Consider the following 14,168-nt stretch of genomic DNA (forward strand, 5'->3'; position numbering starts at 1 on the left):
TTCAACCCTGTGCCAGTAGCCATTCCCGCGGACTCGCCCCGGTCTTGCGGCGGAACGCCCGTGCCAGCGCTGAAGGGCTTTCGTAGCCCACGGCGTCCGCCACATGGGGAATGGGCCGGCCATCGCGGAGCAGCTTCTGCGCCAGGCCCACGCGCCAGTGCACGAGGTAGTCGGCCGGGGTCTGGCCGGTGACCTCGCGGAAGTGCGCGGCGAAGGCAGCGCGGGACATGTTGGCCGCGCTGGCCAGCTCGGCCACGGTCCAGGGGTGCTTCGGGTCTTCGTGCATCAGGTTCAGGGCCCTGGACAGGCGCGGGTCGGCCAGGCCCGCCAGCATGCCGGTGGCGAGGCCGCTGTGGGCCAGCAGGTGGCGCAGCAACTGGATCACCAGTAACTCGAACAGGCGATCCATCACCGCGCGGCGACCGCATTCCTCGCCGAATGCCTCGGCGAACAGCCAGTCCAGGTTGCCCGCCAGCAGCGGCAAGTCTTTCAGCGGCAGCACCAGATAGTCGGGCAGGGCGCCCGCCAGCGGATTGCCCGAGGCACCGCCGAAGGCCAGGGTGGCGCACACCAGTCGGGTGCCGTCGCGCTCGGCGGACTCCAGGCGATGTGCGTAGGGCCGGGGAAAGAAGGCCAGGGTGGGCTCCTCCAGTTTCCAATGACTGCCATCCGCCATGTGCAGGTCCGCCCGGCCCCCCTGGAGCAGGTGGACGTGGCCGCTTTGACCTTCCCGGCCGAAGGCTTCCAGGCCGCAGAAAACGCCACTGAAGAAGGTGCCGGCCTGGACGCCGAAGTGCCCCAGCAGGACGGAAAGACGGTCCATGGTCGGACTCCTGTCAAAAAACTAAAGTCTGGACGATTGGTTGCAAACTGGCGAGTTCCTGCGTCCAAAGAGGCTGGGCAGGCCCCTAGGATGGACGCCGTATCCAACAGGTATACCCATTCACAGGAGAGTCCGTCATGCCCCGTATCGCCATTGCCACCACCGAAGAAGTCTCCACCGCTGCCCGTCCGCTGCTGGACGGCGTGCAGAAAATGATCGGGTTCGTCCCCAACCTGTTCCAGACCCTGGCCCACGCACCCTCCGTGCTGTCCGGCTACCTGCAGCTTTCCCAGACGCTGTCCCGGGGCACCCTGGGTGCCCGGGAGCGGGAGCAGATCGCCCTGGCGGTTTCCGAACTCAACGGCTGCGACTACTGCCTGGCCGCTCACGGCTACTTCAGTGCCAAGGCCGGCCTTTCCGACAGCGAGATCCAGGCTGCGCGGGCCGGTGAGCTGGACGCCCTGACCCGTGTCGCCCGCCAGGTGGCCGAGAATCGTGGCGCCCTGGACGACGCCCAACTGGCGACTGCCCGTGCCGCCGGGATCTCCGACGCCAAGCTGATCGAGGTGGTGGCCCAGGTCGCGCTGATGACCTTGACCAACTACCTCAACAACCTCGCCCACACCGACGTGGACTTCCCGCCGGCCCCGTGACCTTCTACCTACGCGGGCAGGTGACTGCCCGCTCGCCAGGAGCTTCGCCATGAACGATGTGATCCTCTACACCACCCGCACCTGCCTCTACTGCGTCGCCGCCAAATCCCTGCTGCAGCGCAAGGGTGTGCTGGCCACCGAGGTGGATGTCCAGCTCGACCCGGAGCGCTTCCGGGAAATGCTCGAGCGCAGCGGCGGACGTCGCAGCGTGCCGCAGATCTTCATCGGTTCGCGCCACGTCGGGGGCTTCGACGACCTGGCGGCGCTGGAGCGGCAAGGGCAGCTCGATCCTTTGCTGGGACGTGACTGATGCGGCTTCAGTCGAAGGCGTACTCCAGCGCCAGGCCGGCGTACCAGCTGCGCCCGGCCCCCGCCTCGTAGTAGCGCTGGTTGCCCTCGCCAATGATCACCGAGCCGACGTAGTCGCGGTCGAAGAGGTTGTCGAGCCGCAGGGTCTGGCTGAAGGTCCAGGAGCGCTGGCGCTGCTCCAGGCGCAGGTAAGCGTTGGCCAGGGCGAAGCCCGGCGCGGCGCGGGCCCGGGCGCTGTCCTCCACCTCCAGGCTGCTGCGCCACTGGCCCTCCAGGCCGGCGTCCAGGCCGCTGCGGGGCGACCAGGCCAGGGTGGCGAAAAGGGTGTGTTCGGCGATGCCGGGCATGCGCTTGCCCGACGGGATGGTTTGCCCGGCGCTGCTGAAGGACTCCGTGTAGCGGGCGTCCAGCCAGGTGTAGGCCAGCTCGAGGCGCCAGTCCTGGTGCAGCGGTTGCTCCAGGCCCAGCTCCAGGCCTCGGCGGCGGGTCTCGGCGGCGTTCTGGTAGCGGGTGCGTCCGCCCAGGGACGCGGCCACCACCAGTTCGTCTTCGGTGCGGATCTCGAACAGCGCCAGCTCCAGTCGTCCGTCGCGCGGCAGCAGGGCCTTGAGTCCGACTTCCAACTGACGGCTGCTGGCGGGTTGCAGGCCGAAGCCGAACCCGCCATCGGCGCCGGAATAGGACAACTCGTTGAGCGTCGGCGTCTCGAAGCCCCGTGCCCAGCTGGCGTACAAGTTCAGGTCCGGCGTCAGGGCGTAGGTCAGGCCAAGGCTGGGCGTTGTCTCGCGATAGGTGACGCGGCCGCTGTCGTCACCATTGGCCAGGTAGCGGTCGTCTACTTCGAACGCCACCTCGTTGTGCCGCAGGCCCGCCAGCACCCGGAAATCGCCGCGTTCCCAAGAGAGCTGCACGTAGGGCGAGGCGCTGGTTACCTCGTCGCGCTCATCACGGCGCAGCGCCCCCTTTACCCCCAGGCTGTCGCCGATGAAGTTCTCGTAGCCCTGGCGATCGTCGCTGGACTGGTCGTAGTCGACGCCCGCGGTGGCGGTGAAACGTCCCAGGTCGGTGTCGAAGGGCTGGATCCAGCGGCTGCCGATGCCCTGGTAGTCGCGTTGGAAGTCGATCACTCCACCGGAATGCCGGGGGTTGGCCTGTACCGCCACCGGGATGGATTGGAACTGGATCACCCGCCGGGTGCCGCTGTAGAGCGTCGTCTGCCAACTGGCCTCACCGAAGCGGCGTTCCAGATTGAGGCCGCCCTGGCGCTGGTCCACCGTCTTGCGGGTGTTGAACAGCAGGGTGTTGGCCGACACCGAACGCGGGTCCTGGCGATAGGCCTGCCAGCTCAGTCCTTGCGGGTCCTGGGTGCCGTTCTGATCAAGGTCGCTATAGATCAGCGCCAAGCGCGTATCGGCGTCGGGGCGCAGGGTGAGTTTGGCGAATGTCTTGTCGATCAGCGCGGCGCTGTGGTCACGGTAGCCGTCGGTTTCGAAGTGAGAGCGGTTGACCAGGTAACCGACACGGCCGTCACCACCTTCCAGGGTCAGCCTTTCCCGCTGGGTCCCCCAGCTCCCCAGGGTGGTACCACCGGACAGGCGCGGCGGATCTTCGCCGTCGCGGGAGAACAGTTGCACCACACCGCCGGAATTGCTGCCGTAGGTGGTCGCGAAGGGTCCGCGCAACACCTCGATATGGTCCAGCACGTCCAGGTCGAAGCTGGAGGCCTGGCCCTGGCCGTCCGGAGTCGTCGCGGGAATACCGTCGCTGAGTAACTTGATGCCGCGCACACCGAAGGCTGACCGGGCGCCGAAGCCGCGGGAGGAGAGTTGCGGCTCCTGGGCGTCGTTCTGGCGGTTCTGGATGGCCAGGCCGGGCACGCCGGAGAGCTGCTCGGAAAGGTTGATGCCGGGTTGCGCCCGTTGCACCGGGTCGACCCTGTCCACCGAGAACGGCAGGTCGAAGGCCGGTGCCCGGTAACGGCTGCCGCTGATCACCAGCGCGGGGGCTTCCAGCGGTTGTGGATCGGCCGCACTCAACTGCTCGCCACCCAGCAGGCAGAGGAGGGCGGTGTAGCGGGAAACGGTCACAGCATCGGCCATGGCGGGTGTCGTTTTGATAGCTTTTGACAGTCTTTTATCTTTCCTGAAGGTAGCATCGCGCACAGGCTGTAGGTTCCACCGGCAGGTCTGTGTCTTGCTTCGCCAATGAACTCAGTCCTGTTGGGCCCTGGCAGACGGAGCCCGGCACAGTCGAGTAACGGTGGTTTGCCGGGCCGCGCTTCGCTTGACGCCAACCCTCGGGGGACTTCGTCCTCCTCTGCGAATGAATTCGCCCCCACAGCTATCGGAGCTGTCCTGGTGTACGGCTAGAATGCCCGGACTTCCCAGCTCCGAGGTTCCATCGCCATGCTCAGCGCTGAGCTCAAGGCCTTCTACATGGTCGCCCGCCTGGGCAGCATCACCCAGGCGGCGAAGAAGCTCGGCCTCAGCCAGCCCACGGTGACCACCCAGATCCGCAACCTGGAAAGCCAGTACGGCGTCGAGTTGTTCCACCGGGGCGGCCGCCGCCTGACGGTGAGCGAGGAGGGCGCGCGGTTGCTGCCCATGGTCAAGGTGCTGCTGCAGCAGGAGGCCGATATCGAGTTCTTTCTGCGTAACTGCGGGCAGATTCAGGGCACGCTGCGCATCGGCGCCACCGCGCCTTACTACATCCTCGATCTGGTGCGGGTCTTCCGTACCCGCTTTGCGCAGACGGATGTCTCCCTGGAGATCGGCAACTCCCAGCAGGTGATCGAATCCCTGGAGGAATACCGCGTCGACCTCGCTGCCTCCTCGCAGAAACTGGACGATGCCCGCCTGACCCGCATCGTCCTCGGCAGCGACCCGCTGGTGCTCGCGGTGCACCGTGAACACCCCCTGGCGCGGCGCAAGTCCGTCAGCCTGGACGATCTCAAGGGCCACTGCCTGCTGATGCGCGAATCCGGCTCCACCACGCGCCAGCTCACCGAAGACATGCTCAAGGAGGCCGGCATCTCCATCGGCCCGCTGCTGGAGATCGGCAGCCGCGAATCCATTCGCGAAGCGGTGATCCGCAACCTCGGTATCAGCATCATCGCGCGCCACGAAGTGCCGGATAACCCCGAGCTGCGGGTGATCGAACTCAAGGGCGCGCCGCACATCGACGAATACCTCTACTGCCTCAAGGAACGTCGCCAGGCGCGCTTGCCGGCGGCCTTCCTGGCCCTGGCCCGCGAAGTCTCGGAGTAGGGGATCACACTTCATCGATCCACCGTCGGCATCCGCCCGGGCGCCGCTGGTGGACATGAAGAGCGATGTCCACCGTGCTCGACGCCCACCCGCCTATACCAAATCCACCAATGCCACTATCGGCGTACTTTGCCTAACCGCCATCTAGCCTTCGCAATCCCTCCCTAGCATCAACCTCGTCGAGACATGCACCTGTGCATGCCAACCGCTTAACGAGGTACCGCCATGACTCCAGCCAATCAGCACGCCACCCATATGAAGGTGCGCGATATCCACAAGCGCTTCGGCCAGTTCACCGCCCTGGGCGGGGTTTCCCTGGATATCGCCGAAGGCGAGCTGGTGTGCCTGCTGGGGCCGTCCGGTTGCGGCAAGACCACACTGCTGCGCTGCATCGCCGGGCTGGAGCAGCAGGACAGCGGCACGCTGCACATCGGTGCGCGCGACATTTCCCGCCTGCCGCCGCAGGCCCGTGACTACGGCATCCTGTTCCAGTCCTACGCGCTGTTCCCCAACCTGACCGTCGAGCAGAACATCGGCTACGGGCTGGCCGGCAGCAGCCGCGAGCAGGCCCGCGCCCGCGTCGCCGAGATGCTGGAGCTGGTAGGGCTGGCCGGCAGCGAGAAGAAGTTCCCCGGCCAGCTTTCCGGTGGCCAGCAGCAGCGCGTGGCTCTGGCCCGTGCCCTGGCGCCGGCGCCGTCCTTGCTGTTGCTGGACGAACCCATGTCGGCCCTGGATGCCCGTGTCCGCGAACACCTGTGTACCGAGCTGCGCCAGCTGCAGAAGCGCCTTGGTATCACCACCCTGATGGTCACCCACAATCAGGACGAAGCCATGCTGATGGCCGACCGCATCGCGGTGATGAACCAGGGCCGCGTCGAGCAGTACGGCACCCCGCAAGACATCTACCGCCAGCCGGCCACGCCCTTCGTCGCCGAGTTCGTCGGCCAGGGCAACTGGTTGCCTTTCGAGTCCCGCCAGAACGGCCATGCGCGTGTCGGCAGCCTCGATCTTCGCCTGCCCGAGTCGGCCAACGGTGCAGCGAGCGGGCGCCTGTTCTGCCGGCCGGAAGCCATTGCCATCAACCCGTCTGAGCAGCAGGACAACCGTTTCCGCGCCCAGGTTCGGGAGATCACCTTCCTCGGCAACCGTTGCCGCATGAGCTTCGAGCTGGAGCAACTGCCGGGCCATCCGCTGCTGGCCGAGCTGGACCCAGAAAGCCTGCCGCGCCTTGGCACGCCGGACATCTGGGTGGCCTTGCCCGCCCGCAGCCTGCAGGTGTTCGCCTGAGATGGAAGCCGTGATCAAGCTGGAAAAATCCCGGGCCAAAGGCTCCCTTCGCGCCGAGTTGGGCGACCGACTCTTCGTGGCGGGTGGCAAGTACCTGATGCTGGGCTTTCTGACCCTCGCCGTGCTGCTGCCGCTACTGGCCATCTTCTGGCGTGGCTTCAGCGGCGAAGCGGGGCAAGGTGGCGGATTCGCGGCGGCCCGTGAGCTGTTCGCCAGCGCCAACTTCCACTGGTTGCTGGGCAACAGCCTGAAGGTGTCCCTCAGTGTGGCCGCCATCGTGGTGCCCACCGCCTACCTGTTCGCCTACGCCCTGCAACGCACGCTGATTCCGGTCAAGGGCCTGTGGCGTGGCATCTCCCTGCTGCCGTTGCTGGCGCCCTCGATGCTGCCGGGCATCGCGCTGATCTACCTGTTCGGCAACCAGGGCCTGTTGCGCGATTGGCTGCCGGACAACATCTACGGCTTCTGGGGCATCGTCCTGGGTGAAGCCATCTACACCTTTCCCCATGCGTTGATGGTGCTGCTCTCGGCCCTGGGCATGGCGGATGCGCGCTTGTTCGACGCCGCCGCCAGCATGGGTGCCGGTCCCTGGAAGGCCTTCCGCAGCATCACCTGGCCGGCCACCCGCCAGGCCGTGTTCGCCGCCTTCTGCCTGGTGTTCACCCTGACCATCACCGACTTCGGTGTGCCCGTGGTCGTCGGTGGCGACTATCAGGTGCTGGCGCTGGAGGCCTACAAGGCCGTCGTCGGCCAGCAGCAGTTCGGCCGTGGCGCGCTGATCGGCATGGTGCTGCTACTGCCGGCGCTGCTCAGCTTTGGCGTCGATGCCTGGCTGCGCCGCCGACAGGGCGAGGCCATGAGCGGTCGTGCGCAGGTCTTCCACCCGGCGCCGTCGCGGGGGCGCGATGCCTGCTTCCTGGCCTTGGTGCTGGTGGTCTGCGCCATCCTCCTGCTGGTGCTGGGCATGGCGGTGTATTCGTCCCTGGTGAAGTTCTGGCCCTACAACCTGTCGCTGTCCCTGCGTCATTACGCCTTCGAGGAAACCGCAGGCGGCGGCTGGCTGGCTTACCGCAACAGCCTGACCCTGGCCACCTGCACGGCGATTTTCGGCAGCGCGCTGATCTTCACCGGCGCCTACCTGATGGAGAAGACCCGTGGCCAGCAGTGGCTGAACCAGGCGCTGCGCTTCCTGAGCTTCGTGCCCATGGCGGTGCCCGGCCTGGTGCTCGGCCTCGGTTACGTGTTCTTTTTCAACCTGCCGGGCAACCCGCTGCATGCCCTGTACGGCAGCATGGCCTTGCTGGTGATCTGCTCCATCGCGCACTTCCTCACCACTGCGCAGATGACCGCCACCACCGCGTTGCGCCAACTGGATGGCGAGTTCGAAGCCGCCGCGCTGTCGCTCAAGGCTCCGCTCTGGCGCCACTACCTGCGGGTGACGGTGCCGATCTGCCTGCCGGCGCTGCTGGACATCATCCGCTACCTGTTCGTTTCGGCCATGACCACGGTGTCCGCCGCCATCTTCCTCTACAGCCCGGACAGCATCCTCGCCGCCGTGGCGGTGCTGAACATGGACGACGCCGGCAACGTCGGCGGCGCGGCCGCCATGTCCACCCTGATCCTGCTCACCTCGGCTGCCGTATCCCTGCTGCTGGCCTGGACCTCGCGCGGTTTGCTGCGCCGGTCCCAGGCCTGGCGCCAGGGCACGCCGGCCACAGTCTGAACAACCACAACCGTAAGCCAATCCCGACAAGGAGCTTTTCATGTTCAAACGCCTCGCTCTCGCCGCCGCCGTGATGGCCGGCTTCAGCCTCCAGGCCCAGGCCGCCACCGAGCTGACCGTCTACACCGCCCTGGAAGCCGAACAACTGTCCGCCTACAAGAAGGCCTTCGAAGCGCAGAACCCGGATATCGAGATCAAGTGGGTGCGCGACTCCACCGGCATCATCACCGCCAAGCTGCTGGCCGAGAAGGATCGCCCGCAAGCCGACGCCGTCTGGGGCCTGGCTGCCTCCAGCCTGGCCATCCTCGATGCGCAAGGCATGCTGGAGAAGTACGCGCCCAAGCACCTGGAAACCATCGGCGCGAACTACCGTGACGCCGCCAACCCGCCGGCCTGGGTGGGCATGGACGTGTGGGCCGCCACCATCTGCTTCAACACCGTGGAAGCCGAGAAGCAGGGCCTGACCAAGCCCGGCAGCTGGGAAGACCTGACCAAGCCTGAGTACAAGGGCAAGATCGTGATGCCGAACCCCGCGTCCTCCGGCACCGGTTTCCTCGATGTCAGCGCCTGGCTGCAAACCTTCGGCGAGAAGCAGGGCTGGGCCTACATGGATGCCCTGCACCAGAACATCGGCCAGTACGTCCATTCCGGCTCCAAGCCGTGCAAGCTGGCCGCTGCGGGTGAGTTCCCCATCGGCATCTCCTTCGAATACCCAGCCGTGCAGCTCAAGCGCCAAGGCGCGCCGCTGGACATCGTCCTGCCCAAGGAAGGCCTGGGCTGGGAAATCGAAGCCACCGGCGTCGTCAAGGGCACCGACCAGATCGAGGCTGCGAAGAAGCTCGCCGACTTCTCCGCCAGCCCGGCTGCCATGGAGCTGTACAAGGAAAACTTCGCGGTACTCGCCGCCCCCGGCATCGCCAAGCCGCAGACCGAACTGCCAGCCGACTACGAGCAGCGCCTGATCAAGAACGACTTCGCCTGGGCCTCGCAGAACCGCGACCAGATCCTCGCCGAATGGCGCAAGCGCTACGACGGCAAGTCCGAGAAGCTGCCGCAGTAACTAACAGGCCCGCACTTCTTCCCACCTCACCACTTTCCCCCTCTCCCTCTGGGGCGAATAGGCACGCTTTTGGAAGCACTGCTTCCAGTGCCTATGAGCGCCTGAGCGCGAAGCGCCAGGCAGGGGCGCGGAGCGGGGCCGGGGTGAGGGAAGTGGGGTGGCACGAGCTTTCAAGGAGAACCCCATGCCCCTGCAAGACACCGATATCGCCATCGTCGGCGCCGGCATCCTCGGCCTTTCCCACGCCTACGCCGCCGCCCGGCGCGGTCTGCGCGTCAGCGTCTTCGAGCGCAGCGCCACACCGCTGGGCGCCTCGGTGCGCAACTTCGGTCAGGCCCTGGTCACTGGCCAGCCGCCGGGCCCCATGTTCGCCCTGGCCCGTGACAGCCGTGAAATCTGGGCCGACTGGGCCGAAGGCGCCGGCTTCCAGATCCGCCGCAACGGCTCCCTGTTGTTCGCCCGCACCCGCGCTGAGGAAGAGCTGCTGGAAGCCTTCTGCGAAGTGCGCGCACCGGAGCACGGCTACCGCGTCGACCTGCTGCGTGGCGAGCGCCTGCACGACCTCTACCAGGGACAATTCAGCCACCACCGCGCGGCATTGCTCGGCCTGGACGACCAGCAGATCTATTCCCGCGAGGCCATTCCCGCGCTGGTGGACTACCTGCGCCGCGAGCATGGCGTCGAGTTCCATTTCTCCACCCTGGTGCGCGAAGTCGAACCGGGGGTTATCCACAGCACCAAGGGCAGCTGTCGCGCGGAGCAGATCGTCATCTGCTCGGGGCACGACTACCAGACGTTGCTGGCCGAACAGATCGCGCCGCTGCAACCCCAGGTGTGCCGCCTGCAGATGCTGCGGGTGCGTCCGGAGCGCGACTTCGGCCTGAACCAGGCGGTGCTCACCGGCCTCAGCTGCGTGCACTACGGCGCCTTCGCCGACCTGCCGGAAGCCGAGGCCATCCGCGAACAGATCCAGAGCCAGCAACCGGAACTGGAAGAGCACGGCATCCACCTGCTGGTGAGCCCGACGCCCTACGGCGAGCTGATCGTCGGTGACTCCCACCACTACGGTGTGGATGCATCGCCCTTCAACGCCGAAGCCGTGGACGACATCATGCTGGAACTCGCCGAGCACACCCTGGGCACCCGCCTGACCGTGGTGGAGCGCTGGCAGGGCGTCTACGGCGCCCGTGGGCCGGGGCCGTTCTCGGTGCTCAAGGCAGCGCCCGGGGTGACCGCCGTGCTGATGCACAGCGGCGTCGGCATGAGCATCGGCCCGGCGCTGGGTGAGCGGACCATGGCGGGGTTGCTGGGCTGATTCGGGTAACGAATGGGTATGCCTTCTCAATCCAGCCGCTTGTGCACCCGCATGACCGCAACGGTGAGCATCACCAGGGTGAACACCAGCAGCACCACCAGCTCCAGCCAGAGGTCGGCCAGGCCTGCGCCGCGCAGCATGATGCCGCGGGTCAGGCGCAGGAAGTGGGTGAGCGGCAGGATTTCGGCGATCCACTGCGCCGCCTTCGGCATGCCGGCGAAGGGGAACATGAAGCCGGACAGCAGGATCTGCGGCAGGAAGGTGAAGAAGGCCATTTGCATGGCCTGGAACTGGCTCTGCGCCAGGGTGGAAATGAACACCCCCAGGGTCAGGCTGGCGAAGATGAATACCAGCGAGGCGCCGTAAAGCTCCAGCAGCGAACCGCGTACCGGCACGTCGAACAGCCACAGCCCCACCAGCAGGATCACCGTCACTTGCACCAGGCCGATGCCGACGAAGGGCAGCACCTTGCCCAGGGTCAGTTCCCAGGGTGACAGCGGCGTGGTGATCAGCAGTTCCATGTTGCCGCGTTCCCGCTCGCGCACCAGGGCGATGGCGGTGAACAGCACCATGGTCATGGTGAGGATCACGCCGATCAGCCCTGGCACGGTGTTCAGCGGCGCCAGGCGTTCAGGGTTGTAGAAGTTCACCACTTGCACGCCCGTGAGGCTGGGCCAGCCGGGCAGCGGGTAGGCCGCCAGTTGTCGTGCCGAGGCCTGCACCACCTGGTCGGAGCCATCCACCACCAGTTGCAGCGGCGGGCGGTCGCGGCGTTGCAGGCGGGACTCAAAATCGGGCGGGACCACCAGGGCGGCGCTGATGCTGCCTTCGCGCAGCAGCTCGTCCAGTTGTTGCGGGCTGCTGAGCTGGTAGCGGAAGTCCAGCACCTGGCTGGCGCCGAGTTCGGCCACCGCTTCGCGGGAGCGGGCGGTGTCGGCCTGGTCCAGCACGGCCGCGTGCAGGCCACGCACGTCCATGTTGATGGCGTAGCCGAAGAGCACCAGTTGCATGACGGGAATGCCGACGATCATGGCGAAGGTCAGGCGGTCGCGGCGCAATTGGCGCAGTTCCTTGAGGACGATGGCTCCCAGGCGGCGCAGGTTCATGACGACGCTCCGGCTCGCTCGTGCGGGCGGTGGGTGACGGCGACGAAGACGTCTTCGAGGTTGGCTTCGGTGGGGGTCACCTCGGCTTCGATGCCAGCGGCGGTGAGGCGTTGGGCGATGCGCTCCTGGGCATCTTCCACGGCACTGAGCACCCGCAGCGAGGCGCCGATCTGCGCCATGGCGATGACTTCTTCGGCACCTTGCAGGCAACGCTGGGCCTGGCGTGGCTGGGCGCATTCGACCAGCATCGGGCGGCCGGGCAGGGCGGCCATCAGTTCCGCCGGGCTGCCGTCGGCCACCAGGCGGCCGGCGTCGAGAATGCCCAGGCGGGTGCAGCGCTCGGCTTCATCCATGTAATGGGTGGAGACCAGCAGGGTAGTGCCGGCTTCGGCCAGCTCGAACAGCGAATCCCAGAATTCCCGGCGCGATTGTGGGTCCACCGCGCTGGTGGGTTCGTCGAGCAGCAGCAGGTCGGGTTTGTGCAGTACGGCGCCGGCCAGCGCCAGGCGTTGCTTCTGGCCGCCGCTCAGGGTCCCGGCGAGTTGCTTGCGGCGGTCGGCCAGCCAATAGCGTTCCAGCAGTTCGTCGATGCGCTGGCGCGCTTCGCGGCGGTCCAGTCCCTGGACGGTGGCGAGGAACTCCAGGTTCTCGCCCACCGTCAGGTCTTCGTAGAGGGAGAATTTCTGGGTCATGTAGCCGATGCGTCGTTTCAGTGCTTCGGCGTCCTGGGGGATGCGGCAGCCGAGCACTTCGATCTCGCCGGCGCTGGGTAGCAGCAGGCCGCAGAGCATGCGGATGGTGGTGGACTTGCCGCAGCCATTGGGACCGAGGAAACCGAACACTTCGGCGCGGTTGACGTGCAGGTTCAGCCCGTCGACGGCCGTGAGCTGGCCGAAGCGCTTGGTCAGGCCTGTGGCGCGGATCACCGCTTCAGGGTTGTTCATGGCTGACTCGCTCCGCCTGCACCGGCAGGCCCGCGGGCAGCTTGCGTGCCGCCTCGCCCTGCAATACCAGTTCGGCGCGATAGACCAGGCGGCTGGCGTCCTTGCCGGTCAGGGCGAAGTAAGGGGTGAAGCTGGACTCGCTGGCGATACTGCGTACGGTGGCGTTGAAGGGTTCGGCCACGCCTTCCACCTTCACCTTGAGCGCATCGCCGATGGCAATCTGCGGGCGCACCGAGGCCGGCACATAGACTCGGGCATAGGGCGAGTCGCCCACCAGCAGGCTGACCAGTTCGGCGTTCACGGGGGGCTGGTCACCGGGTTTGAAGGGCAGGGCGTCCACCCGGCCGGCACGGGGTGCACGCAGGCTGAGGTGTTCGCGGGTGACCTGCAGCTGTTCCAGGCGGCCCTGGGCGGCCTGGAGCAAGGCGGTGGCCTGCTCGATCTGTTCCGGGCGGGTGCCGTTGGTGAGTTCGCGCAGCTGGGCGTCGGCGTTGTTCACCGCGGCAAGGGCCTGGTCGCGCGCGGCGCGGGCGCGGTCCAGTTCGGCGATGGCCACCTGGCGGCGTTGATAAAGGGCCGAGATGCGTTGGAAGTTGCGCTCGGCATCGGTCAGCTCCGCGCGGTTGCGGGTGAGGGTGGCGTGGGCGGCGTCCATGGTTTCGCTGCGCGCACCATTGGCGAGTTCGTCCAGTCGCGCCTTTGCCTGGCCGACATCGCCCTCGGCTTCCTTGAGGCGAGCGTCGAGTCGGCGTGGGTCGAGTTCCAGCAGCAGTTGGCCTTCCTGCACCCGGTCACCTTCGGCCACACGCCAGGCGAGGATGGTTTCCGAGGCTTCGGCAGGCAGGCCGATGCGGTCCCATTCCAGGGTGCCGAGCAAGGGTTCCCGGGCGGGGTCTTCACAGCCGCTGAGCAACACGACGGCCATCAGGCAAGGAAGCAAGCATTTCATGGCTTCACCTCCAGACCACGTTCGAGCAGGGCAAGGATGTGCTTCACCATGGCTTCGTCGCCCAGCTCCGGGCTGGCGAAAATGCCGCGCCAGATCTGTCCGGCGGCGTAGGGCAGCATCACCAGGCCGACCAGAGAGACCACCAGCAGGCGGGGGTCGATATCGGGGTTGAGGCGCCCGCCCGCCTGGGCCTTGGCGAAGCGTTCGGCCAGCAGCATGGGCACCATGGGGGCGAAACGGGACGTGAGCATTTCGCGCAGAGCGCCGCCTTCGCAGAGTATCTCGCGTACCCAGAGCGGCGGCAGCCAGGGGTTCTTGCTGAGGTTGGCGCTCATGCCGCGAACGAAGGCACTGACCAGTTCCAGTGGATCATCGCCAACCTGCTGCAGGCGCTCGGCCATGCCCTGGAACAGGGGCAGCAGGCGTTCTTCCACCACGGCATCCACCAGGCGTTCCTTGTTGCCGAAGTAGTAGTTGACCAGGGCGGGCGTCACGCCAGCCTGTTGGGCGATGCCACGCAGGCTGGCCGCGTGGATGCCGATATGGGCGAAGGCGTCGGTGGCAGCGTTCAGCAGGCGTTCGCGCTGGAACTGGGAATCGCCTGTGGGGCGGCCGGGGGAGCGGGGGCGGGTCACGGTAACCATCTCCGGACAAGTGAAGATGGTTTATTTAAATATGCATTTAATTAATTAACAACGAGAAGCCGACGAATGCACAGGTGCCTCTAGACGAC

General features: G+C 66.7%; 13 protein-coding genes. 7 read left to right on the forward strand and 6 right to left on the reverse strand.

Annotated features, from left to right (window positions below; genetic code table 11):
• Position 1: 1 nt before the first annotated feature.
• Positions 2-823: an AraC family transcriptional regulator gene (locus G559_RS0100705; protein ID WP_028626393.1), complete on the reverse strand. Its 822-nt coding sequence runs from the start codon at positions 821-823 to the stop codon at positions 2-4.
• Positions 824-960: 137 nt separating this feature from the next.
• On the opposite strand from G559_RS0100705, the gene G559_RS0100710 reads away from it, so the two are divergent.
• Complete coding sequence (locus tag G559_RS0100710) at positions 961-1,476, forward strand: carboxymuconolactone decarboxylase family protein (protein ID WP_028626394.1); 516 nt, start codon at positions 961-963, stop codon at positions 1,474-1,476.
• A gap of 49 nt (positions 1,477-1,525) precedes the next feature.
• On the forward strand, positions 1,526-1,786 hold the full coding sequence (gene grxC, locus G559_RS0100715) for a glutaredoxin 3 (protein ID WP_028626395.1): 261 nt from the start codon (positions 1,526-1,528) through the stop codon (positions 1,784-1,786).
• A gap of 7 nt (positions 1,787-1,793) precedes the next feature.
• Here the strand turns inward: grxC and G559_RS0100720 are convergent, their stop codons facing one another.
• Positions 1,794-3,884, reverse strand: a complete 2,091-nt coding sequence (locus G559_RS0100720; protein WP_028626396.1) for a TonB-dependent receptor family protein — start codon at positions 3,882-3,884, stop codon at positions 1,794-1,796.
• Positions 3,885-4,190: 306 nt separating this feature from the next.
• Here G559_RS0100720 and G559_RS0100725 point away from each other — a divergent pair, with 306 nt between their 5' ends.
• The 5 genes from G559_RS0100725 (at position 4,191) to G559_RS0100745 (ending at position 10,436) form a co-directional block, all read left to right on the forward strand.
• Positions 4,191-5,051 (forward strand): LysR family transcriptional regulator, encoded by an 861-nt coding sequence (locus G559_RS0100725; protein WP_028626397.1) that lies wholly within the window; start codon positions 4,191-4,193, stop codon positions 5,049-5,051.
• Positions 5,052-5,276: 225 nt separating this feature from the next.
• Positions 5,277-6,338, forward strand: coding sequence for a putative 2-aminoethylphosphonate ABC transporter ATP-binding protein (locus G559_RS0100730; protein WP_028626398.1), 1,062 nt, complete (start codon positions 5,277-5,279; stop codon positions 6,336-6,338).
• Between the two features lies 1 nt (position 6,339).
• Positions 6,340-8,061, forward strand: coding sequence for a putative 2-aminoethylphosphonate ABC transporter permease subunit (locus G559_RS0100735; RefSeq protein ID WP_028626399.1), 1,722 nt, complete (start codon positions 6,340-6,342; stop codon positions 8,059-8,061).
• Positions 8,062-8,101: 40 nt separating this feature from the next.
• Positions 8,102-9,121: a putative 2-aminoethylphosphonate ABC transporter substrate-binding protein gene (locus G559_RS0100740; protein WP_028626400.1), complete on the forward strand. Its 1,020-nt coding sequence runs from the start codon at positions 8,102-8,104 to the stop codon at positions 9,119-9,121.
• Positions 9,122-9,305: 184 nt separating this feature from the next.
• Positions 9,306-10,436: a TIGR03364 family FAD-dependent oxidoreductase gene (locus tag G559_RS0100745; protein WP_028626401.1), complete on the forward strand. Its 1,131-nt coding sequence runs from the start codon at positions 9,306-9,308 to the stop codon at positions 10,434-10,436.
• A gap of 26 nt (positions 10,437-10,462) precedes the next feature.
• On the opposite strand, the gene G559_RS0100750 is transcribed toward G559_RS0100745, so the two are convergent.
• The 4 genes from G559_RS0100750 to G559_RS0100765 are packed head-to-tail and all read right to left on the reverse strand — an operon-like array spanning position 10,463 to position 14,070.
• Complete coding sequence (locus tag G559_RS0100750) at positions 10,463-11,542, reverse strand: ABC transporter permease (RefSeq protein ID WP_028626402.1); 1,080 nt, start codon at positions 11,540-11,542, stop codon at positions 10,463-10,465.
• Positions 11,539-12,486, reverse strand: a complete 948-nt coding sequence (locus G559_RS0100755) for an ABC transporter ATP-binding protein (RefSeq protein WP_028626403.1) — start codon at positions 12,484-12,486, stop codon at positions 11,539-11,541. Before G559_RS0100755 ends, G559_RS0100750 begins: the two co-directional genes overlap by 4 nt.
• Positions 12,473-13,435, reverse strand: a complete 963-nt coding sequence (locus tag G559_RS0100760) for an HlyD family secretion protein (RefSeq protein ID WP_028626404.1) — start codon at positions 13,433-13,435, stop codon at positions 12,473-12,475. Before G559_RS0100760 ends, G559_RS0100755 begins: the two co-directional genes overlap by 14 nt.
• A complete protein-coding gene (locus tag G559_RS0100765) occupies positions 13,432-14,070 on the reverse strand; it encodes a TetR/AcrR family transcriptional regulator (protein ID WP_028626405.1) in 639 nt (212 codons plus the stop codon). The genes G559_RS0100760 and G559_RS0100765 overlap by 4 nt, the downstream gene beginning before the upstream one ends.
• Positions 14,071-14,168 lie beyond the last annotated feature (98 nt).

Origin of the sequence: Metapseudomonas resinovorans DSM 21078 (assembly GCF_000423545.1) — a bacterium.
GTDB classification, from domain to species: domain Bacteria; phylum Pseudomonadota; class Gammaproteobacteria; order Pseudomonadales; family Pseudomonadaceae; genus Metapseudomonas; species Metapseudomonas resinovorans.

Bases quoted from the DNA above. Each gene is read 5' to 3' on its own strand.
- G559_RS0100720 (WP_028626396.1), bottom strand. From the start codon at position 3,884: ATGGCCGATGCTGTGACCGTTTCCCGCTACACCGCCCTCCTCTGCCTG.
- G559_RS0100740 (WP_028626400.1), top strand. From the start codon at position 8,102: ATGTTCAAACGCCTCGCTCTCGCCGCCGCCGTGATGGCCGGCTTCAGC.
- G559_RS0100735 (WP_028626399.1), top strand. From the start codon at position 6,340: ATGGAAGCCGTGATCAAGCTGGAAAAATCCCGGGCCAAAGGCTCCCTT.
- G559_RS0100730 (WP_028626398.1), top strand. From the start codon at position 5,277: ATGACTCCAGCCAATCAGCACGCCACCCATATGAAGGTGCGCGATATC.
- G559_RS0100705 (WP_028626393.1), bottom strand. From the start codon at position 823: ATGGACCGTCTTTCCGTCCTGCTGGGGCACTTCGGCGTCCAGGCCGGC.
- G559_RS0100755 (WP_028626403.1), bottom strand. From the start codon at position 12,486: ATGAACAACCCTGAAGCGGTGATCCGCGCCACAGGCCTGACCAAGCGC.
- grxC (WP_028626395.1), top strand. From the start codon at position 1,526: ATGAACGATGTGATCCTCTACACCACCCGCACCTGCCTCTACTGCGTC.
- G559_RS0100725 (WP_028626397.1), top strand. From the start codon at position 4,191: ATGCTCAGCGCTGAGCTCAAGGCCTTCTACATGGTCGCCCGCCTGGGC.
- G559_RS0100750 (WP_028626402.1), bottom strand. From the start codon at position 11,542: ATGAACCTGCGCCGCCTGGGAGCCATCGTCCTCAAGGAACTGCGCCAA.
- G559_RS0100760 (WP_028626404.1), bottom strand. From the start codon at position 13,435: ATGAAATGCTTGCTTCCTTGCCTGATGGCCGTCGTGTTGCTCAGCGGC.
- G559_RS0100710 (WP_028626394.1), top strand. From the start codon at position 961: ATGCCCCGTATCGCCATTGCCACCACCGAAGAAGTCTCCACCGCTGCC.
- G559_RS0100745 (WP_028626401.1), top strand. From the start codon at position 9,306: ATGCCCCTGCAAGACACCGATATCGCCATCGTCGGCGCCGGCATCCTC.